Origin of the sequence: Bdellovibrio sp. ArHS, assembly GCF_000786105.1 — a bacterium.
Classification (GTDB): domain Bacteria; phylum Bdellovibrionota; class Bdellovibrionia; order Bdellovibrionales; family Bdellovibrionaceae; genus Bdellovibrio.
In genome coordinates this window covers 1-18,266 of record NZ_JTEV01000022.1, presented here as the reverse complement: position 1 = coordinate 18,266, position 18,266 = coordinate 1, and the positions used below count along the sequence as shown (strand labels likewise).

Below are 18,266 nucleotides of genomic sequence, written 5' to 3'. Positions count from 1 at the left end.
TAGAGACGATGAGTTTGTTAATCACTTCTATCACAATAAACACCCCGCATCTACAAGACATGCTGGGTTTCTATGGAATAATAGGCTTTCAATTTACAGCGTCAAAAGTTGATAAGGGAAGTGAAGTGCATCGAGCCGTTCACAACGGTGTCGAGTTTTCTTTGTATTCCATCAAAAACGCTGAGAAGTCTCAGATTCCCAGTTTGCAACTGGGTTTTAAAATTACAGATTTAGAACGTATCGTCGGTGAACTGATGACGATTCCAGGAAGCATGTGCATTTTGGACCCGACCGACATGCCAGACGGGAAAAAGGCCATCGTGCTAGATCCCGATGGGCATTCCATCGAGTTGTGCGAACACTGATTCACGGTGATTTACTAAATAAAAAAGGGACCAACAAGGGTCCCTTTTTTTATTAGCTGTGTTTGTACATGCGATCTTCGAAAGCAGCCAAGGCGGCCTTGGCCCCTTCGCCCATTGCGATCACAATTTGTTTGTAAGGCGTCGTAGTCACGTCACCGGCGGCATAAATGCCCGGTTCAGAAGTTCGACCTTTTTCGTCGATAACAATTTCGCCAAATTTGCTTAAGTTCACCGTGTCTTTCAAGAATTGACTGTTGGGCACTAAGCCAATCTGCACGAAGATGCCATCAATATCAATCTTCTCGGTTTTATCCAGAGTGCGATCGACATATTCAAGTTGCGTGACTTTCTGACCATCGCCAAGCACTTTTTGCGTCTTCGCGCTGGTGATGATAGAGGCATTCGGCAAAGACTTTAATTTATCCACCAAAATTTTATCCGCTTTAAGCTGGTCATTGTATTCAAAGACCACCACTTCGCGCACGATGCCCGCAAGGTCAATCGCGGCCTCGACACCAGAATTACCGCCACCAATGACGGCCACTTTTTTACCCTTGTAGAAGGGGCCATCACAGTGCGGGCAGTAAGCCACGCCGCGACCCAGATAATCTTTTTCGCCTTCCACATTCAGCTCACGCCACTTTGCGCCTGTGGTTACGATCACGGCATCCGCCGTCAGATGTTCGCCACTTTCCAGTTCGATGGCTTTCACGCCATCCTTGCTGTGAATTTTCTTAACCCGGCGGTTTTCAAAAAGTTTAACCGGATAGCTTGCCAGATGCTGATTGAGTTGCGCCGCCAATTGCGGGCCTTCCGTGTAAACCACCGAAATCAGATTCTCAATACCCTTCGTTTCCTGCACCTGACCGCCGATTTTTTCGGTGATCATCGCGACACTCAAACCTTTACGAACGGTGTAAATCGCAGCGGAAACTCCCGCCGGTCCACCGCCGATCACCAGCGTATCGAAATGTCCCAGATTCTTATTTATGGGATCTTCGCTGGGAGCAGATTCATCCACACCGAAAGTGTTCTCAAGCTTCGTTAATAAATCCAAAAGCTGGATGCGGCCGGAATGGAACATTTTTGCATTGGCCACCAGACTGGGCACCCCTTGGATACCCAGCGCCTGCACATCGTCTTGAACATAACCGCCATCGATAATTTCGTGGCGTAGGCTGCCGTGAACCAGCGCAAACTGATTCAAAGCCTGAACGACATCCGGGCAGTTCTCGCAGGTTAAGGAGATATAAGACTGAACCGTGATATTCTTTTTTAAACGCTTCACACGGCTGGCAATCAGGCTGTCTAAGGCCTTGCCTTTGCCATCCGTATTAAGGATCGCGAGGATCAACGAGGTGAATTCATGACCGCCTGGAATTCCTTTGAAGACAATTCCTGTATGTTTGCCTTTATAGGCAATATGAAATTGCGGCATTGGTGAACTGCTGCCACTGTTGCGAACAACAATTTTGTCAGAGGTGCTGGCCACCTCATTCAACATTTCCAGCAGATCTTTGTTGTCATCGTGAGAGCTGTTTTCGACGACAAGCTCGACCGTGTTTTCCAGAGCTGCGAAGACAGATTTAAGTTGTTCTAAGAGGGAAGAATCTAACATGACAACCTCCAAAAGTGCTTTTATAAATGCCAACTTTATTGTGGCGCTGTCGACGCCTTGAATTTGGCACTTATAAAAACACTTTTCCGTTCAAGAGTGTACCGGGTGGAAAAGTGCCCCCGCTGTTGCCAGCGGGGAATGTGAAAAAAAACAAACTAGATTTTACCAACAAGATCCAAACCAGGTTTCAAAGTTGATTTACCTGGAGTCCATTTAGCTGGGCAAACTTCGCCTGGGTTCGCAGCGATGTATTGCGCCGCTTGAACTTTGCGGTACAACTCATCAGCATTACGGCCGATACCGTTGTCTTGAACTTCCGCAAGAACGATTTTGCCGGCAGGGTTCACAAGGAATGTTCCGCGGTAAGCAAGACCTTCTTCTTCAATGTGCACGCCAAAAGCGCGAGTCAATTGGAATGTCGGGTCTGCCAACATCGGGTATTTGATTTTTTTAATCGTCTCAGAAGCATCATGCCATGCTTTGTGAGTGAAGTGTGTGTCGGTAGAAATGCCGTACACTTCCACGCCCAATTTTTGGAAATCAGCGTATTTATCAGCCATGTCACCCAATTCAGTCGGGCAGACGAATGTGAAATCCGCAGGGTAGAAGAAGAAGATCGACCATTTCCCTTTAAGATCGTTGTGAGTCACAGTTTTGAAATCATTGTTGTGATAAGCTTGAACTTTGAATTCAGGCACTTGCGTGTTGATAAGAGTAAGCATTTATTCTCCTTCGAATAAAAGGTTTGGTTAATTGCGGCCCGTGAGCCTAAAAACTCTGAGGTTCACTAGCAACTTCTGTTAGCAAACATCTTTCGTTGATAAGAATAGAGGATCAACTCATTTTAGGAAAATCGATTATAAATATCTATTGATAGATTTTCTCTATCTTGATAGAATGCCTCATAAAGGGGCATTTTTATGACGCCAAAAGTGAACTTTTCTTTGACGCAGCTGGAATACGTTATGGCCGTGCATAAATACGGGCATTTTGCGAAGGCCGCAGAGGCTTGTTTCGTCACGCAACCCACTCTGAGCATGCAGATTCAGAAACTAGAGGATGACTTAGGAGTGGTGATCTTTGATCGCTCTAAGAAACCGGTGCTTCTGACACAGATGGGTAAAAAGCTGATCTCGCAAATGCAAACGGTCCTGTTTGAGGCCAGAAAAATTGAAAGTCTGATCCAGCAAGAACAAAAGGGCGCCAAGCAGGGAAGTTTGGTGGTTGGTGTCATTCCTACCGTGGCGCCTTATCTGCTGCCGCGCTTGTTACCGGTGTGTGAAGAGCTGTTTCCCGATGTCGAGCTGAATATCAAAGAACTGCAAACGGATCAGATTCTCGATGCGTTGAACGCTGATGAAATCGATGTCGGCATTTTAGCGACGCCGACGCAAATGGCGAAGATGTTTGAGTACCCTCTGTACTACGAGCCGTTTTCTGTTTTGTGCGACAAAAATCACGAGTACGCGCAAATGAAAAAGATCAAATATCAAAGCCTAAGCATGGAAGATATTTGGCTTTTGGAAGAAGGGCACTGTCTGCGCAATCAGGTTCTGGATATTTGCTCGGTTCGAAAAAGCAAGGGCGTGGGTCGCCGCTACAAATTTGAAAGCGGAAGTTTAGAGACCTTGAAAAACCTCGTCGATCTGTACGGTGGATATACCCTGTTGCCTTATCTGGCGGCTGAGCATATCGGACAGCGCAGTCATCTGGTGCAATTTGAACGTCCTATTCCAGCTCGCGAAATCGGTCTTGTGTATCGGCGCGAACACTATAAGAATGAATTGATCGAAGTCTTGGGTGAGGCCATCTTGAAATGTATTCCGGAAGAACTTCGTAAGATTCGCCCAAAGGACCTCGACGTTCTGCCGATCACCTAAAGCCAGTTTCTTGGAGGAAAGAAAGCCTATGAAAGAAAAAAGGCCCATTGAAAACAGGGACGATATCCAACTTTTAGTCGACGAATTCTATGCAAAGGTTCGGCAGGATCCCTATATTGGTCCCGTTTTTACCGAGATTGCGCAGGTGGATTGGGATGAGCATTTGCCGAAGCTTTATGATTTTTGGGCGGACTTGCTCTTAGGCGACGACACTTATCGCGGTCGTCCTTTTCCGCCACATATCAAATTGAACTTACAGCAAGGACACTTTGAGCAATGGCTGCGTCTGTTTACGCAAACGGTGGACGAAAACTTTGTCGGTCTGAAAGCGGCAGAGGCGAAGTCTCGCGCCCTGCGCATAGCGCGCAATTTTATGATGAATCTGAGTTTGTTGGATTAGGTGATATGTCAAGCCACCGCCACGGTGGCGGCGCACTGTCCCCGTTGAACGCGGGCCGCCTTTGATCTTTCTTTGCAAAGTTACAGCTGCGATCTTATGTTTTTAATCATCGCGCCCATCTTGGGATTTCCGAATAAAAACATTTTTCCTATTCTTTAAGGATCGGAGGCGCATGATGAAACTCACGGTCACTTTTCATTCTCAAGGACGTCTTTTGGAAGGTTCTTTGTATTTGCCCCAAAATCCCAGCGAGCATTTGGTGGGATTGCTCTTTGAAGGCTCAATGACGGGCGCAACCCGGCAACTTACGCAGCACATCGCCCGGGAAGTTAGTGAAGAAGGTTTTGCCTGTCTGGTGATGGATCACAGCTATTACTCTGAAGACGAAGGGGCGGCGCAATCTTGGGAGTCCCCTTCAAAAAGAACCGAAGACATTCATGCGGCCTTAAGTTTTTTACAAAGACATAGCACCGTCAATCCGGAAAAGATCATTGGCGTAGGGGTCAGTGTGGGCGCGGAATATCTGGCACAAGTCTGTCGCGAATCGAACGTCTGCAAAGGGCTGATTTTGATTCAAGGGCCCTTTGACGACGCTCAAAATAAAGCCCAGGACTTGGATATTCCGATGGTCGTGGTTGATGAAACTCATCTGGATTCGGCGATCGACGAAACTGTGATGTGGGCCCGCACTCTTTTTAACGGCAGTTTCGCGGACAGTCCCCAGGCCCCGCTGGTGGATTGGAGCCTGGCTGATAAATAATCAAGGCCATTGGATTTTCACTGAGTTTTCGACTTTGTTTTTGAAGCCGCGAATATCCACGGTGACGGTTCTCTTTTTCCAGTCGATGCGAGCCAGCCCAAAATTTTCTTTGCTATAAACGGGCCCCACATAGTGCGTATCCGCATCAGCATAGTTATTGGCTCGGTTGATCGAGCTGGAAGTGATTTCATAAAGGGCGCCATAGTTTTTAAGATTCATTTTCGCAATCGAAGCAATATGGCGATCACCGCTAAGTAAAATAACGTTTTTGGCTTTGGTGGATTTTAATAAATCAAAAAAGCGCTGTCGTTCTTTGGGGAAGTTCCCCCATTTTTCATATTTAGGATCTTTCGCGATCAGTTGAATGCTGGAAACGATAAAGCGAACGGAGGCGGGACGCTTTAGTTGCGCCTCTAGCCACTGCCACTGCGCTTCGCCTAGAATCGTGCCCTCGTCTTGCGGAAGATAGTCTTGGGCTTTACCCTCGTTGCCGGGACTTTCTTTAAGGGGACTTCTAAAATAGCGCGTGTCTAGCATAATGACTTGGACGGACTTGTTCTTTGGTCCGATGATTTTTGCGTGATAGACGCCTTGCTGCTCCGGAGGAAGACTGTTTTTCACATAAGCCCAATAATTCAAAAAGTCTTTGCGAGCCTGATCTTTGCCCTTGAAGTCGGCGCCGCCATCCCGCTGTCCGAAATCATGATCATCCCAGGTGGCCATGAATGGAACTTCTTTGCGGATCGCCAGATATTCGGGGATCTGGTCCATCTTACGGTATTGTTCGGCAATGGGTTGCTGAGTCGGATGACTGGCATAGACGTTGTCACCCATAAAAAGAAAAAGATCCGGTTGCGCTTCGCGAATGTCCTGCCATAGCGGCTCGGGCTGGTCTTGATTGGCGCAGGAACCGAAGGCAATCCGCTGCAAAGGTTTTTCCAGCGCGAGGTCCTGATAAGAAATGGCCGAGACATAAGTTGAAACGGGGGCCTTTGCGCCCAGAGTTGACGAAGATGGCGTGTGCGAACATCCGACGAAAAAAAGCGAAAGCAACAAAAGTTTTTTCATTCGACCTCTCTGAATCTGAAGGCCCTATTTCAAGCGAGGTTGGCGTTGGGGTCAAAGCTTTTGTCTCAGTTTAGAACACGGCACAAGGCTTGTATTAGAAAACAGGCATGAGAAAACACCTGCCATTATTTTCAAGAAGAGCGGCTTTCTGGTTCCTGGGACTTGCACTCGTGGTCGCGAGCGTCCTGTTAATCGGAACTGACAATGATGATCCCAAAGTGAGACAGGCGCAGAACGTCGCCCCGGTGCTCAGAGTCGGCACGTCTCACAATCTGGCTTTGCATTGGAAGAAGGCGAAAAGTTGGGCCGACTATCTTGATAGTCAAACGCACCGATTGTTAGAAGCGTCTTCAATGAGTTTCTGGGAGCGATGGCGCAAAGATATCAATCTATCGCGCATGCGCTACATGTACTCGGAAGCCACGTTAGCGCATATCGAATCGATGACTCATCTTTTTCAGGTGCGCAAAGCGGCGGGGGGCTTTAAGAACCTTCGCGAGTTTGATTTTCAAAACATGGTTCGAAAAAGTGACTACCTGCTGTCTTTGCATATGACGAAAGAATGCCTGGGTTGGTCCACACGTAAAGATGTCCCCGAGGTTCTGAAGGCTTATCATTTAGAAAGATCCCAGTTTAAAGATGCTGACAACCCCAAATATGGGCGCGTGCCTTTGAGTGATCTATGATCGGATTGTTGCTGTGGTGGTTTTCCTGGGCGTTTGCGCAAAACTGCGAGAGCACGAATCATCAGTTTCGTGACTTTAAAAGTATTGTGCAAACTCAAATGTATTCACAGCAAGTTGCGGAAAAGCTCACAGCGGCCGGCTGGACGTGTGATTCTCGCACGCAAGAAGTGCGCGGAACCCGCTGCCGAGGTGCGATCCCGGGTTATCCTCAAAAAGTAAATATTTATATTCCCCGAAGTTTGCAGCAAGCGGCCCTCAGCGTGAATTTGCATTTTCATGGCTATAATTTGGATCGTCCTCAGGATATTCAAAGACATTTCAATATGAAAAATGGCGACGGAGATTACGGCGCTTTTTTAGCCCGTTCGCAAGCTTCCAGTTTATTGGTGATCCCGGAAAGCACCGGTAACGGTAAAGACTACAGCTCGTTCTTGGGGTCGGCCAAGCAAGTGAATGAGTTTCTGGCAAAAATCGCCAAAGTTTCAGGGACAGAAAATCAGAAATGGTCAATGTCTGGACACAGTGGGGCTGGAAAAGTGATCAATCAGATATTGTCGGATCGCCGCTCTTTGCGGCCGGGGCTCAATTCGATCGCGTTGTTTGACGCCCTTTACGGACCGCACGAAAATATTCAGAAGTGGGTTCGTGAAAACAGAGCCGCGAAGAAGAAGTTCATTCTTTTTGATTCTTACATCAGCGGTCTTTATCCTGACGGCAAAGCTCTTGCTAATGATACTTGGTCGAAGGAGTACAAAAGGATCTTAGGTGGAAAGACAATCACGGTGAATCAAGAGATTTCCGAAGATGTCACCTATCTTGACCTTTACAAAGAGCGCCATCTTGACGTGATGTCTCGCCATATGGCGATTATGAAAAACGGTAGAATGGATGCTTTCTTAAGGGCGGCAGGGGCCCTTTAAAAAGAAAAAGGGAGCGGTTTTTGGCTCCCTTTTTTATCTTGAGTTTTCAACTCGCTTTATTTGCGTTCGCTCAAAGGAACAACTTTACGTTGTTCGTGGCCCACGTACTCGGACAATGGACGGATGATACGATTGTCAGCGGCTTGCTCCATGATATGCGCAGACCAGCCGGTCGTACGAGCCATCACGAAGATCGGCGTAAAGAAGTCGATCTCAAAGCCCATCATGTAGTAAGCAGGACCCGCGGGGAAATCCAAGTTAGGATAGATTTTCTTTTTCTCTACCATCACTTTTTCCAAGGCCGTGTACATCTGCATCCATTTTTGTTCGCCAGTCACGTCCGCCATCACTTGTGCGTATTTCTTCATTGTTGGTACGCGCGAGTCGCCAGAGCGGTATACACGGTGACCGAAGCCCATGACTTTTTTCTTTTGAGCCAAAGCATCCAACATCCATTGTTCCGCTTTAGCAGGATCCGCGATCTCTTTCATCATGTGCATAACCATTTCGTTAGCACCACCGTGCAAAGGACCTTTCAAGGCGCCGATGCCTGCGACTGTCGCAGAGTAGATGTCAGATTGAGTTGAAGTCACAACACGCGCCGTGAAAGTCGAAGCGTTGAAGCTGTGCTCAGCGTAAAGAATCAAAGAAACGTCGAAAGCTTTTACGACTTCTTTTTGTGGCACTTTACCAAAGCACATGTGGAAGAAGTTTTCGGCAATCGTCAAGTCCGCTTTCGGAGGAATAAAATCCAAACCTTTTTTGAAACGGTAGTCTGCGGCCACCATCGTTGGAATTTTAGCTAACAACTGGATCGCTTTATCCATGTTTGTCGCAGGGCTCGCATCCCAGATACGAGCATCTTCAGTTCCCAAGAAAGAAACTGCAGTGCGGATGGAATCCATCGGATGACATTTTTGTGGAAGGGCTTTGATCACGTTCAACAAAGTTGTTGAGATCTCGCGGTAGCCGCGCTCTTTTTTCGTGAAGTCAGCAAGTTGAGAAGCCGTCGGCAACTCGTTGTTGTAAAGAAGATAAGCCACTTCTTCGAATGAGCAGTTTTCCGCCAAGTCTTGAACTGGGTAACCACGGTAGATCAAAGAGTTGGTGTGCGGGTTTACTTTAGATACTTTGGAAGTATCCATAACCACGCCTTCAAGGCCCTTTTTCACATTCATTTTATCCGGTTCTGGAACGTAATCTGGATTGATATATTCAGCCATTTTTCCTCCGCAAGAAGGCGTCGGCATTTGTTTAAAAATGCGGCGCATAATATGTCGTTAAAGCAATGGCTCAAGCTAGCTCGGGGTTCTGCGTGGGTCAACCACTGCGAAACAATGAACCCCGCCTTTGCCAGCCGCGGCGAGGGGAGAGCCCTTGAGGAAGACCTCTTGACGTGACTGCCCAGCGTCTGAAGACTGAAAGACATGGAAATATCATTCGCTCTTCTTCCGGCTCTTTTGCATGTTTATTTTTTTATCTTAGAAAGTCTGCTGTGGGGGCGGCCGCGCATCAACCGCATTTTCGGTGTGAAGCCGCAGGATGTGGCGGCAACAAAAAATCTGGCGTTCAATCAGGGATTTTACAATCTCTTCTTGTCCATTGCGATTTTTACGGGATTGCACTTTAGAACGGGCGAGATGACTTACGCAATGGGTACGACACTTATTATCTACGCACTTCTTTCCATTTGTGGCGCCGGTTTAGTTCTGCTTTTTTCAAATCCGCGAAAAATGTGGCGAGGGGCGCTGATTCAACTCGTTCCCGCCGCCATCGCCCTCTTTCCTTACCTGAAAAGCTAAAATAGACAGAAATAGAACAGTGTTATGCAGTTTTGACGTCTTTTAGAACAGTGTTTTTTCCTGAATAATAAAGGCATGAGTAAAAGAACACGTTCTTTCAGTCGAAGGTCTTTGCTGATCGGTGCGGGAGGCGCATTGACAGCACTCGGCCTTGGGAGATTGCAAATGCCTGATCAATTAAAAACTCTTTTGAATCTGACCGCGAAACAAGGTGCGGAAAAAATGCCCGTGCTGTTTATCGGCCACGGCAATCCCATGAATGCGATTCAGGAAAATCCATTCACGCAAAGTCTGGCTCAGCTGGGCTCAGACATCGCCGTACCCAAAGCGATCTTAGTGATTTCCGCGCACTGGTTGAGCGCGGGGACCTGGGTCACGCGGATGGAAAAACCTCGCACCATTCATGACTTCTATGGATTTCCCCAAGAACTATTTGACATGCAATATCCAGCGCCGGGAAATCCAGAGCTGGCAAAACAAATTCAGGAGCTTGCAAGGACACCGAAAATTCACGGCGATGACAGTGCCTGGGGACTTGATCACGGCACCTGGGCAGTTCTTCGTAATATGTACCCTAAAGCCGACATTCCCGTCCTGCAATTAAGTATCGATATGTCAGAGCCTGGCTCTTTTCACTTCGAGTTGGGGCAGACTCTAAAAAAATTAAGAGAACAAGGCGTCTTGATCGTCGGCAGTGGCAATATTGTGCACAATCTTCGTCGCGCCAATTGGGACAAACCCTTGCAAGGGGAAGACTGGGCGATTGAATTTGACGAGTGGGTAAAAGCAAAACTGCTGGCTCGCGACTTCAAAGCTTTGACCGACGACTTCGCGAAAAACATAGCGGGACGTTTAAGTGTTCCAACCCCAGATCACTATTGGCCCATGCTTTACGTCTTAGGAGCCGCGGATGAAAAGGATGAACTGGCATTCCAGTTTGAAGGTTATGATATGGGTTCTATTTCTATGCGCGGTTTTAGCTTTGGGAAGAAAGGTTGAAATGACGAACGAATCAAAATTGCAGGCCATTTTCATTCCGGCGCAAAAGACAGGGGCGGAAAAATTCCCGGTGATCGTCGCTTTACATGGTGTTGGTTCCAATGAACGGGATCTCGCCGAGCCGGGTCTTGTCCATGGGATTATTGCTGTGGGTGGCAGAACTTTGCAGGAGACTTCGGCCAGCGTCACCACGGCTTTAAAGACGACAACACCGAAAGTTCTTTTGCTGCATGGAATGCAAGACAACAAACTTCCGTTATTTCATGCCCAGGCCAGCGCGGATACTTTGCAAAAGGCCGGTTTCGATTTTAGCTTTAAAACTTACCAAGCCGGACATGAGATCACTTCTGACATGAAGAGTGACATGCAAGCCTGGCTTAAAGATAACTTTTAAAAAGGCGGCGCAATGGATTCGTGGAGTCTTCATGGAAAAACAGCCCTAGTGTGCGGAGCTTCAAGCGGCATTGGCAAGGCGACCGCTCTGCTTTTGGCGGAACGTGGTGCAAGAATCATCGCCCTGGCCCGCACTGAAGAAAAATTGCAAACGCTGATGGCGGAACTTTTAGGCGAGGGTCATCAGTACTACGTCGTGGATCTTGCGAACACGGAAGAACTAACGACTTTTTTACCTGAATTGAAAAAAGAAAACATTCAGATTTTAATTAACAATGCTGGCGGCCCGAAAGCGGGTCTCTTGCATGAAGCGCAGGTTGATGAATTTACCGCGCCCATGAAAGCGCACCTCTATGCGGCTCATCTTTTAGTGCAGACGGTTTTGCCAGCGATGAAGGCGTCCCACTACGGGCGTATCCTGAATGTCATTTCGACGTCTGTGAAAAATCCGCTGCCGAATTTAGGGGTGTCAAACACGGTGCGGGGAGCGATGGCAAGTTGGTCAAAAACCTTGGCGGCAGAACTAGCGCCCTTTGCGATCACTGTGAATAATGTTTTACCGGGTTATATTAAAACGGATCGTCTGACGTCTTTGCTGGAATCTGCGGCGAAAAATTCTCAAACGAGTTTAAAACAAGTCGAGGAAAGTTGGGAAAAAACGGTGCCCCTGGGGCGTATTGGCGAGCCGAAAGAAATGGCGGAAGCCATCGCGTTTTTGGCCAGCCCTGCCGCCTCCTATATTACAGGTATCAATCTTCCTGTGGATGGCGGCAGAACTCCGTCTTTATAAGATTATTTAATACGGCAGCGCTCGATACCTACTGTAACGACGTCGCTTTTATTTAAGACACCTTTTTTAAAGGCGGCCGCCACGGCTTCATCGATCATCAACGAATCGCCACCCTTATACTCGGGGAAAGTCATGTTGGCGTCGTCCATCTTTTTAACGAAGTGAGGTGAAAGAGCACTTTCTGAAACGACAGAAACCAAAGCCCGTTGTTGTTTTTTGGAAAGAGCCAAAATATCTCGAGCCGCCGTGAAATCCAGCTCGTCGCCTCCGGCTTCACGCTCAATGCTGAGCTCCGCATGGAACACACCCGCTGCGTCGCCATCTTCAATCGCACAGAGCTTCACGGTCATACCCGCTAAAGTCGTGTCGCTGCACTTTGCGAGTTCTAAACGAGTTTCCTGCTGAATTTCGGTGGCGTTCAGGGTGATGGCTTTCTCGATCGGCATCAATCCGCCAGATGTGGCCGTCGTCATATTCACCGAACACTCCATTGAAAGAGCCAACGCCTGGCCGCTGAATCCGAACAGAAGTGCTGTTGTTGCAATTGACAAAACTCTTTTAGCATTGATCATAAGTTCTCCCTTATATGTGCATCGGAAGCTAGCTACTCCCGGTGTTAAAACATTCAAGGAATTTCAAAGCCATTTTTATACCCGGATGAGATTCGTCTTGTTCGCTCAGGAGCGAAAAACGACTGTCGATCTTTTCGTTTGGTAACCATTTTGGGCACATGGAAAGAAGAGCGTCTTTGCCTGTACAAGCAGCAGCCCTCTTTTGTCACTTGCCAAGAACTTGGGCGCCCTTGTAAAGGTGAGGATTCATTGCCTTCGATCTCATTTTGGAACACATGTTGCTTTCTTTAGAACGAAATCAAACGGAGGTTTCTTATGACGACGAAAAGGGCGTTTCTGGTACAAGCGATCGTAATGATGTTCTCCATCGGAGCTCAGGCCGAAACTCTTGTGTTTCATGGTTCTTTGGCGGCACGCAAGCAGTGTGCAGATACAGGCGGTTTCTTTGCGAAGGACCTGGGCTGCAAAAAATTGAATATCACTGAACGAGCGTGTGCGGTGGCCTTGAACGTCAATAGTCAGGGTGAAGTAAAAAGCATCGAGGTTGAAACTCCCGAGGCTCTTACCAAAGGTGATGCTCGCAAAGCTCAATACAAAACGTCAGTCTCAGGACCTTATCTATATCAGGACGGATTCCATGCTTATTCATTCAAGTTAGATAAGTCTTCTTCCGCGGAAGTGAAGATTGCCAGCGACGGTACAGGCCGAGTCTTGGCCGCGAATCTTTATTTTGATCACGTATTTCAAGCTGACGGCAGTCGTGTTTACAAACAGTACGAATGCCGCAATCTGAAGCGAGTTAAATAGTTTTAAATTTCAATTTGGCGGCAGAGCCATTGTTCGAGCTCTGTCAGTCCTGCGGAAAGATCCGGGTATTTTGCCTGGATCTTGCCAAAGGCGTTTTTAATCGCATCGCCACGATAAGGGGAACCACGAAGTTCATTCGTCAGGTCTTCGACCAACTGCGGATACAGGCAGTCGGTGAAAATGCGAAGTTCTTTGATTGTGCCGTCCTCGACTTTAAATTGAAAATCGAAAAAACCCAAAGACAGATATTCATCCATCTTGTGACTAAATTCCAAGGTGTTGCCATACAACCAGTCCCAGGAGCTTAGTGATTCATACTGGCTATTCAGCTCGGGCATTTGTTTCAGACTTTCCATCGTCAAGGAAACCACTTCGGCTTTGGCGTCATAAAATTTTTCGAAGGCAGCGACCATGGTTTCAACAATGCGCTCGTGACGGATTTCCGAGGCCACTTCATTGAGATTGGCGACACGCGCCCGCACAGACTCTTTGCCTTTGGACTGAAGTTTTTTGGGATTAGGGGTCAGATAGTTCCCAAGACGGGCAAGGTCGGTATGAAGAAGCAAAGTCCCGTGGTGAAAGGCGCGGTCCTTTTTTTCCCGATAGGCACTGCCACTGAACTTGCGGGGGCCGTCGTGGAAAGGGATCAGCAGATCATTTCTTCCCGAAGCTTCGCCTTGAATACCAAAAGTTTTCAAAGCATCAAAAATAATCTGCACATTGTTTTCACGTTTATAGGATTCTTTCGGTGAAAGAAAAGTGAAATTGGTATTTCCCAGATCGTGAAACACGGCGCCGCCCCCCGTGGTTCTGCGAGCCAAGTGAACGTGATCTGCTTTCATCTGCGCAAGATTGCATTCGGTCCAGGGATTTTGATTTCTGCCGATAACCACGGTTTCTTCATTTCTCCACAAAAAAAGAATTTGTTGAGAAGGATCCAAATTGTGAAAGATCCACTCTTCCGTGGCTAAGTTCAGGTGAGGATTCAAACTATCAGACAGAAAGACTTTAAGTTTTTGCATGCTCGTAACCTAGTCCGACTCGAGCACATCGTCAAGGGACCAGCGGCCTCAGGTCCCGTCGGGAATATTGACTTTCCGCCTGTAAACGAATTAAATAGAGTTGTATTCCGCTCGCTATTATTGGCGCAATACCCGGACGATGTGCGACGTACCCGGTTAGGACAAGACGACGCTTTTTTCTAAGGAAAGGAGTGTTGGTATGTCTAACACAAAAGCATGGATTCTTTTAGTGATCGCAGGCATTTTAGAAGTGGGTTGGTCGATCGGTCTTAAATACACCGCCGGATTTACGAAACTAGGCCCCAGTATCTTCACCTTGCTAACGTTGGCTGGCAGTATGTTTTTGTTGGCCAAAGCCGCGAATGTGCTGCCCATCGGCACCGCTTACGGAATCTGGGTCGGCATCGGCGCTTTGGGCGCAGCCATCTTGGGTATCATTCTTTTCAAAGAAGCGGTGACGCCAGGGCGACTTTTTTTCCTGGCGCTTTTGTTGGTGTCTATCATCGGTCTTAAAGTGACCTCAGGGGCGCAGTGAAGGGTAAGAGCCCCCGCGCGCTTTTAAGTCTGTGACGAAGAGTTGATCCATTTGGGAAGAGGTTGCGGAACGTAGTGCGCAAACTTCTCGAGCATTTCTTCCGGTGAATCCGCAAAGACCATCAGGCTGCGATATTCTTCCCGAATGAATTGTTCGTGCATTCCAGCTTCGACCAGACCTTTTAAAGGTGTGTAGAAGCCTGCCACATCCAGAACCCCAATGGGTTTTTGATGAAGTCCCAGTTGCGCCCACGTGGTGATTTCAAAAAGTTCTTCAAAGGTTCCAAAGCCCCCAGGAAGAGCGATAAAAGCGTCTGACAGTTCCGACATCAAAGCCTTGCGAGAGTGCATGGAATCCACAACCCGAAGCTCAGTCAAACGCGCATGCGCGACTTCTTTAGTCATCAGCAACTGCGGAATCACGCCAATGGCTTTTCCGCCGGCGGCCATAACTGCATCAGCGACCGCGCCCATCAAGCCCACTTGGGCACCGCCATAGATTAGCGTGATATCTTTTTGCGCCAGGGTCGTGCCAAGCAATTTTGCCATGGCGATATACTCTGGACGTGCACCAGGGCTTGAACCACAAAAAACACAGATACTTTTCATCAGCGCCCTCTTCAAAAAAAATGGGAAAAAGGTGTTTGTGCCTTTTTCCCATGGACCCGATTCCTTTCTTTAAAAGGAAGGCGGGGATCTATTTCAACGTGAAGTTGAAGATGCTGGTATCGAAAGAATTGTATTCGTCGTAACGAGACAGCGCATACAGATCTTTACGAGTTTGCATTTTGTCCAAAAGACCTTCTTGAGTTCCTTTGGCCTTGATTTCAGAAAGACCTGCCACCGTGGCACCCATCGCCAGACGGAAGGTCGTGACAGGGTAAATCACGATGTTGTAACCAAGATTAGAAAGTTCTTGATACGTGTACAGGCGACCTTTACCGAACTCGGTCATATTAGCAAGAAGAGGAACTGAAACTGCCTTGCGGAAAGTTTCAAATTCTTTTTCTGTTTCCAAAGCTTCGGTGAAGATACAATCCGCACCCGCATCGATATAAGCTTTGGCGCGATCAATCGCTTTGTCCAAGCCTTCCACCGCACGAGCGTCAGTACGAGCGATCAAAAGAAAATTTTCATCCAACTTTTTACCGCGAGCCGCTGCTGCCACTTTGCGCGTGGCCTCTTCGCGAGTCACCAGGCCTTTACCATCCAAGTGGCCACAACGCTTTGGATTGATTTGATCTTCGATATGGCAACCTGCAAGACCCATCTCGATCATTTCTTGCACGGTGCGAGTTGCACTCATCGGCTCACCAAACCCGGTGTCGATATCAATAATCGTCGGAAGCTTCGTTGTGCGAGCTATCTGACGACCGCGCTGAGCCACCTCAGTCAAAGACGTTAAACCGATATCGGGATAGCCAAGATCATTTGAAAGAACCGACCCCGAGATGTAAACTCCATCAAAGCCTTCTTTTTCAATTGCCATACTTACCAGCGGTGACCAAGACCCCGGAAACTGCAAAAGCTTCCCTGACTTCAAGGCCTCACGAAAATTCTTACGTTTTTGAGCGGGAGTAATTTCAGGAAATAACATCGTTCCTCATCTTTCTCAAACCCTTCGGGCCGTCGTGCATATGCTTAGACGTCGTGGTAGAGCGGAGTTGCCTCTAAAGGCGTTCCCTCCGCTCTCGCACCGAGATCTAGGATCTAGAAGATCCCTTTATTATCGCGTTTGTTGTTAACAAGCTTCTCAATAGGAATCTGAACATTCAACTGTTGAACTTCTTCAGCCGTCAAAGACTCAAGACGCTCACAAAGACCGATGAAACGATCCCGTTCGGCCTTCGTGATGATTCCTTCAGTCAAAGTGTCAAACTTGCGGATGTAGTCCGCACGCTTGAAGGGACGAGCCCCCGCAGGATGCGCATCAGCCACGCCCAATTCGTCAACGATCTTAGAACCGTCTTTCATGGTGATTTCTACGCGACCGCCGAAGCGTTTTTTATCTGGATCAGTTTCGTGGTACCAAGCTGTCCATTGTTTATCTTCAACAGTGGAAATTTTGTGCCACAAAGCCACAGTGTCAGCACGTTTCGCGCGCTCCGGAGCGTACGAATTAACGTGGTGCCAAGTGCCATCTTGAAGTGCCACTGCGAAAATGTACATGATTGAGTGATCCAGAGTTTCGCGGGAAGCATTGGGATCCATTTTTTGGGGGTCGTTCGCGCCAGTACCGATCACATAGTGAGTGTGATGTGATGTGTGGATCACGATGGATTGGATGTCGTCGAAGTTTTTGATCATTGGTTTCATTTTGCGAGCCAAGTCGATCAAAGCTTGAGATTGATACTCTGCCGAGTGTTCTTTCGTGTAAGTCTCAAGGATTGCGCGCTTTTCTTCGCCCGGTTCTGGAAGTGGAACTTCGTATTTTCCATCTTTACCATCAAGCATGTAAGCGATGACTGAGTCTTCACCTTCATAAATCGGAGAGGGCGCACCTTCACCACGCATCACACGGTCCACGGCTTCAACCGCCAATTTTCCGGCGTGCGCTGGAGCGTAAGCTTTCCAAGAAGAGATTTCCCCTTTGCGAGATTGACGAGTCGTGAAAGACACGTGAACCGCTTGTTGCACCGCTTGGAAAATAGTTTCAGTTGGCAAAGACAACAAAGTGCCGATACCTGCCGCTTGAGCCGGGCACAAGTGAGCAATATGGTCTTTTTTGTGTTTGTGAAGGCAGATGGCTTTTACTAGGTCGACGTGCACTTCGTAACCCGTCACGATGCCTTTCAAAAGTTCTTTACCATTTTTACCCATCTGTTGCGCCACTGCCAAAATAGCCGGGATGTTGTCGCCGGGGTGAGAGTAGTCAGCCGCTAGATAAGTGTCATGGAAATCCAATTCACGAACGGCTGTTCCGTTGGCCCAGGCCGCCCATTCGCAGTCAAATTTTTGATCATTGGGCATACCGAAGACCGTCGCACCAGCATTGCGAGGATGGGCAATGGCCATGGCGCGTGCCGAAGCGACTGGGCGGCGGTTGGCAGCCGCAATAGCGACAGAGGCATTGTCGATGATGCGATTGATAACCATGTCGACGACGTCAGCTTTGATGGGCGCATTGTCAGAAGCAATTTCTGCAATTTTCCAAGCAAGTTGATCCTTGCGATCCAACTTTTCTTTAGACGGATAAACACGTACGAGATGTTTTTTCATAAAGTCCCTTTCTGGATTAGAAAAATCAAAACGGTTCAAGCTAACTTGGCCGTCAGAAAGGGTCAAGAATCAGACTGTGGGCCGCCGGTTCATTCAGCGCGTCGTGACGCTATCCCAGCCTTTTTTGTCATGGAAATTCGGGGTGGTGTCGGGATGTCTCAAGGCCCAGTAGCTTTTTTCACCGTTGGTGAATTCAATCACGGCGGTCAGCCCCAAATAGGCCGCTTTTGACGCTTCATAACCCTTGATTTCGATGTGAAAGCGCACCCGGTTTGTTTCGCCGCTGCGCTCTTTCAGAACCACGGAAATCTTATCGGCCGGGGTCATGCCGGTGCGGTAGCTGCTAAAGCTATAGGCATTCCAGTGCCCGTTCGGCGAGCAATTGATTTCCAAATAAGGGTCGGTTGCGGCGGGGCCCTCGGCAAGGAAGG

General features: G+C 48.0%; 21 protein-coding genes, 1 pseudogene and 1 riboswitch. Of the genes and pseudogenes, 12 read left to right on the top strand and 10 right to left on the bottom strand.

What is annotated here, in order from left to right; genetic code table 11:
* The first annotated feature begins 8 nt into the window (after positions 1–8).
* Positions 9–365: a VOC family protein gene (locus OM95_RS12905; RefSeq protein ID WP_041874606.1), complete on the top strand. Its 357-nt coding sequence runs from the start codon at positions 9–11 to the stop codon at positions 363–365.
* 52 nt (positions 366–417) lie between these two features.
* On the opposite strand, the gene ahpF is transcribed toward OM95_RS12905, so the two are convergent.
* Positions 418–1,983 (bottom strand): alkyl hydroperoxide reductase subunit F, encoded by a 1,566-nt coding sequence (gene ahpF, locus OM95_RS12900; RefSeq protein WP_041874604.1) that lies wholly within the window; start codon positions 1,981–1,983, stop codon positions 418–420.
* Positions 1,984–2,138: 155 nt separating this feature from the next.
* On the bottom strand, positions 2,139–2,705 hold the full coding sequence (ahpC, locus tag OM95_RS12895; protein ID WP_041874602.1) for an alkyl hydroperoxide reductase subunit C: 567 nt from the start codon (positions 2,703–2,705) through the stop codon (positions 2,139–2,141).
* A gap of 198 nt (positions 2,706–2,903) precedes the next feature.
* On the opposite strand from ahpC, the gene OM95_RS12890 reads away from it, so the two are divergent.
* From OM95_RS12890 to OM95_RS12880, 3 genes are all read left to right on the top strand, one after another.
* Positions 2,904–3,863, top strand: coding sequence for a LysR substrate-binding domain-containing protein (locus tag OM95_RS12890; protein WP_041874599.1), 960 nt, complete (start codon positions 2,904–2,906; stop codon positions 3,861–3,863).
* 28 nt (positions 3,864–3,891) lie between these two features.
* On the top strand, positions 3,892–4,263 hold the full coding sequence (locus tag OM95_RS12885; protein WP_041874596.1) for a group III truncated hemoglobin: 372 nt from the start codon (positions 3,892–3,894) through the stop codon (positions 4,261–4,263).
* Positions 4,264–4,435: 172 nt separating this feature from the next.
* Positions 4,436–5,023: an alpha/beta hydrolase gene (locus OM95_RS12880; protein ID WP_291516335.1), complete on the top strand. Its 588-nt coding sequence runs from the start codon at positions 4,436–4,438 to the stop codon at positions 5,021–5,023.
* Here the strand turns inward: OM95_RS12880 and OM95_RS12875 are convergent, their stop codons facing one another.
* Positions 5,024–6,091, bottom strand: a complete 1,068-nt coding sequence (locus OM95_RS12875; RefSeq protein ID WP_041874593.1) for an alkaline phosphatase D family protein — start codon at positions 6,089–6,091, stop codon at positions 5,024–5,026. It lies immediately after the preceding gene.
* Positions 6,092–6,198: 107 nt separating this feature from the next.
* Here OM95_RS12875 and OM95_RS12870 point away from each other — a divergent pair, with 107 nt between their 5' ends.
* Both OM95_RS12870 and OM95_RS12865 read left to right on the top strand, forming a co-directional pair.
* A complete protein-coding gene (locus OM95_RS12870) occupies positions 6,199–6,777 on the top strand; it encodes a hypothetical protein (RefSeq protein ID WP_041874591.1) in 579 nt (192 codons plus the stop codon).
* On the top strand, positions 6,774–7,697 hold the full coding sequence (locus OM95_RS12865) for a hypothetical protein (protein WP_041874588.1): 924 nt from the start codon (positions 6,774–6,776) through the stop codon (positions 7,695–7,697). Before OM95_RS12870 ends, OM95_RS12865 begins: the two co-directional genes overlap by 4 nt.
* Before the next feature lie 56 nt (positions 7,698–7,753).
* Here the strand turns inward: OM95_RS12865 and OM95_RS12860 are convergent, their stop codons facing one another.
* Positions 7,754–8,920 (bottom strand): bifunctional 2-methylcitrate synthase/citrate synthase, encoded by a 1,167-nt coding sequence (locus OM95_RS12860; protein WP_041874586.1) that lies wholly within the window; start codon positions 8,918–8,920, stop codon positions 7,754–7,756.
* Positions 8,921–9,124: 204 nt separating this feature from the next.
* On the opposite strand from OM95_RS12860, the gene OM95_RS12855 reads away from it, so the two are divergent.
* The 4 genes from OM95_RS12855 to OM95_RS12840 all read left to right on the top strand — a co-directional run bounded on the left by OM95_RS12855 (position 9,125) and on the right by OM95_RS12840 (position 11,681).
* Positions 9,125–9,499: a DUF1304 domain-containing protein gene (locus tag OM95_RS12855; protein ID WP_041874583.1), complete on the top strand. Its 375-nt coding sequence runs from the start codon at positions 9,125–9,127 to the stop codon at positions 9,497–9,499.
* 75 nt (positions 9,500–9,574) lie between these two features.
* Positions 9,575–10,498: a 4,5-DOPA dioxygenase extradiol gene (gene ygiD / locus OM95_RS12850; protein ID WP_291516333.1), complete on the top strand. Its 924-nt coding sequence runs from the start codon at positions 9,575–9,577 to the stop codon at positions 10,496–10,498.
* A gap of 1 nt (position 10,499) precedes the next feature.
* The gene (locus tag OM95_RS12845; RefSeq protein WP_291516331.1) at positions 10,500–10,892 is read left to right on the top strand and encodes a prolyl oligopeptidase family serine peptidase; all 393 of its coding nucleotides are present in this window, start codon (positions 10,500–10,502) and stop codon (positions 10,890–10,892) included.
* 12 nt (positions 10,893–10,904) lie between these two features.
* Positions 10,905–11,681, top strand: a complete 777-nt coding sequence (locus tag OM95_RS12840; protein ID WP_041874580.1) for an SDR family oxidoreductase — start codon at positions 10,905–10,907, stop codon at positions 11,679–11,681.
* A 2-nt stretch (positions 11,682–11,683) separates the two neighbouring features.
* Here the strand turns inward: OM95_RS12840 and OM95_RS12835 are convergent, their stop codons facing one another.
* Positions 11,684–12,253, bottom strand: coding sequence for a hypothetical protein (locus OM95_RS12835; protein ID WP_041874577.1), 570 nt, complete (start codon positions 12,251–12,253; stop codon positions 11,684–11,686).
* 315 nt (positions 12,254–12,568) lie between these two features.
* Here OM95_RS12835 and OM95_RS12830 point away from each other — a divergent pair, with 315 nt between their 5' ends.
* Complete coding sequence (locus tag OM95_RS12830; protein ID WP_041874574.1) at positions 12,569–13,060, top strand: hypothetical protein; 492 nt, start codon at positions 12,569–12,571, stop codon at positions 13,058–13,060.
* 2 nt (positions 13,061–13,062) lie between these two features.
* Here OM95_RS12830 and OM95_RS12825 read toward each other — a convergent pair whose 3' ends face one another.
* Positions 13,063–14,082, bottom strand: a complete 1,020-nt coding sequence (locus OM95_RS12825) for a lipoate--protein ligase (protein WP_041874571.1) — start codon at positions 14,080–14,082, stop codon at positions 13,063–13,065.
* A gap of 113 nt (positions 14,083–14,195) precedes the next feature.
* A riboswitch (guanidine-III (ykkC-III) riboswitch) is annotated at positions 14,196–14,258 on the top strand.
* Positions 14,259–14,281: 23 nt separating this feature from the next.
* On the opposite strand from OM95_RS12825, the gene OM95_RS12820 reads away from it, so the two are divergent.
* Positions 14,282–14,617 (top strand): SMR family transporter, encoded by a 336-nt coding sequence (locus OM95_RS12820; protein ID WP_041874569.1) that lies wholly within the window; start codon positions 14,282–14,284, stop codon positions 14,615–14,617.
* A 23-nt stretch (positions 14,618–14,640) separates the two neighbouring features.
* On the opposite strand, the gene OM95_RS12815 is transcribed toward OM95_RS12820, so the two are convergent.
* The 4 genes and pseudogenes from OM95_RS12815 to OM95_RS12800 all read right to left on the bottom strand — a co-directional run.
* Complete coding sequence (locus OM95_RS12815) at positions 14,641–15,225, bottom strand: TIGR00730 family Rossman fold protein (RefSeq protein WP_041874566.1); 585 nt, start codon at positions 15,223–15,225, stop codon at positions 14,641–14,643.
* A gap of 88 nt (positions 15,226–15,313) precedes the next feature.
* Positions 15,314–16,213 (bottom strand): methylisocitrate lyase, encoded by a 900-nt coding sequence (gene prpB / locus OM95_RS12810; protein ID WP_041874563.1) that lies wholly within the window; start codon positions 16,211–16,213, stop codon positions 15,314–15,316.
* Between the two features lie 113 nt (positions 16,214–16,326).
* Positions 16,327–17,835 carry an MmgE/PrpD family protein gene (locus OM95_RS12805; RefSeq protein ID WP_041874561.1) on the bottom strand — a complete coding sequence of 503 codons (1,509 nt, stop codon included), beginning with the start codon at positions 17,833–17,835 and terminating at the stop codon, positions 16,327–16,329.
* 93 nt (positions 17,836–17,928) lie between these two features.
* Positions 17,929–18,266: pseudogene (locus tag OM95_RS12800) on the bottom strand (hypothetical protein); the annotation flags it as partial.

What these genes read in the sequence shown, in the direction of transcription:
- OM95_RS12905 (WP_041874606.1), top strand. Translation starts at nt 9, where the DNA reads ATGAGTTTGTTAATCACTTCTATCACAATAAACACCCCGCATCTACAA.
- ahpF (WP_041874604.1), bottom strand. Translation starts at nt 1,983, where the DNA reads ATGTTAGATTCTTCCCTCTTAGAACAACTTAAATCTGTCTTCGCAGCT.
- ahpC (WP_041874602.1), bottom strand. Translation starts at nt 2,705, where the DNA reads ATGCTTACTCTTATCAACACGCAAGTGCCTGAATTCAAAGTTCAAGCT.
- OM95_RS12890 (WP_041874599.1), top strand. Translation starts at nt 2,904, where the DNA reads ATGACGCCAAAAGTGAACTTTTCTTTGACGCAGCTGGAATACGTTATG.
- OM95_RS12885 (WP_041874596.1), top strand. Translation starts at nt 3,892, where the DNA reads ATGAAAGAAAAAAGGCCCATTGAAAACAGGGACGATATCCAACTTTTA.
- OM95_RS12880 (WP_291516335.1), top strand. Translation starts at nt 4,436, where the DNA reads ATGATGAAACTCACGGTCACTTTTCATTCTCAAGGACGTCTTTTGGAA.
- OM95_RS12875 (WP_041874593.1), bottom strand. Translation starts at nt 6,091, where the DNA reads ATGAAAAAACTTTTGTTGCTTTCGCTTTTTTTCGTCGGATGTTCGCAC.
- OM95_RS12870 (WP_041874591.1), top strand. Translation starts at nt 6,199, where the DNA reads ATGAGAAAACACCTGCCATTATTTTCAAGAAGAGCGGCTTTCTGGTTC.
- OM95_RS12865 (WP_041874588.1), top strand. Translation starts at nt 6,774, where the DNA reads ATGATCGGATTGTTGCTGTGGTGGTTTTCCTGGGCGTTTGCGCAAAAC.
- OM95_RS12860 (WP_041874586.1), bottom strand. Translation starts at nt 8,920, where the DNA reads ATGGCTGAATATATCAATCCAGATTACGTTCCAGAACCGGATAAAATG.
- OM95_RS12855 (WP_041874583.1), top strand. Translation starts at nt 9,125, where the DNA reads ATGGAAATATCATTCGCTCTTCTTCCGGCTCTTTTGCATGTTTATTTT.
- ygiD (WP_291516333.1), top strand. Translation starts at nt 9,575, where the DNA reads ATGAGTAAAAGAACACGTTCTTTCAGTCGAAGGTCTTTGCTGATCGGT.
- OM95_RS12845 (WP_291516331.1), top strand. Translation starts at nt 10,500, where the DNA reads ATGACGAACGAATCAAAATTGCAGGCCATTTTCATTCCGGCGCAAAAG.
- OM95_RS12840 (WP_041874580.1), top strand. Translation starts at nt 10,905, where the DNA reads ATGGATTCGTGGAGTCTTCATGGAAAAACAGCCCTAGTGTGCGGAGCT.
- OM95_RS12835 (WP_041874577.1), bottom strand. Translation starts at nt 12,253, where the DNA reads ATGATCAATGCTAAAAGAGTTTTGTCAATTGCAACAACAGCACTTCTG.
- OM95_RS12830 (WP_041874574.1), top strand. Translation starts at nt 12,569, where the DNA reads ATGACGACGAAAAGGGCGTTTCTGGTACAAGCGATCGTAATGATGTTC.
- OM95_RS12825 (WP_041874571.1), bottom strand. Translation starts at nt 14,082, where the DNA reads ATGCAAAAACTTAAAGTCTTTCTGTCTGATAGTTTGAATCCTCACCTG.
- OM95_RS12820 (WP_041874569.1), top strand. Translation starts at nt 14,282, where the DNA reads ATGTCTAACACAAAAGCATGGATTCTTTTAGTGATCGCAGGCATTTTA.
- OM95_RS12815 (WP_041874566.1), bottom strand. Translation starts at nt 15,225, where the DNA reads ATGAAAAGTATCTGTGTTTTTTGTGGTTCAAGCCCTGGTGCACGTCCA.
- prpB (WP_041874563.1), bottom strand. Translation starts at nt 16,213, where the DNA reads ATGTTATTTCCTGAAATTACTCCCGCTCAAAAACGTAAGAATTTTCGT.
- OM95_RS12805 (WP_041874561.1), bottom strand. Translation starts at nt 17,835, where the DNA reads ATGAAAAAACATCTCGTACGTGTTTATCCGTCTAAAGAAAAGTTGGAT.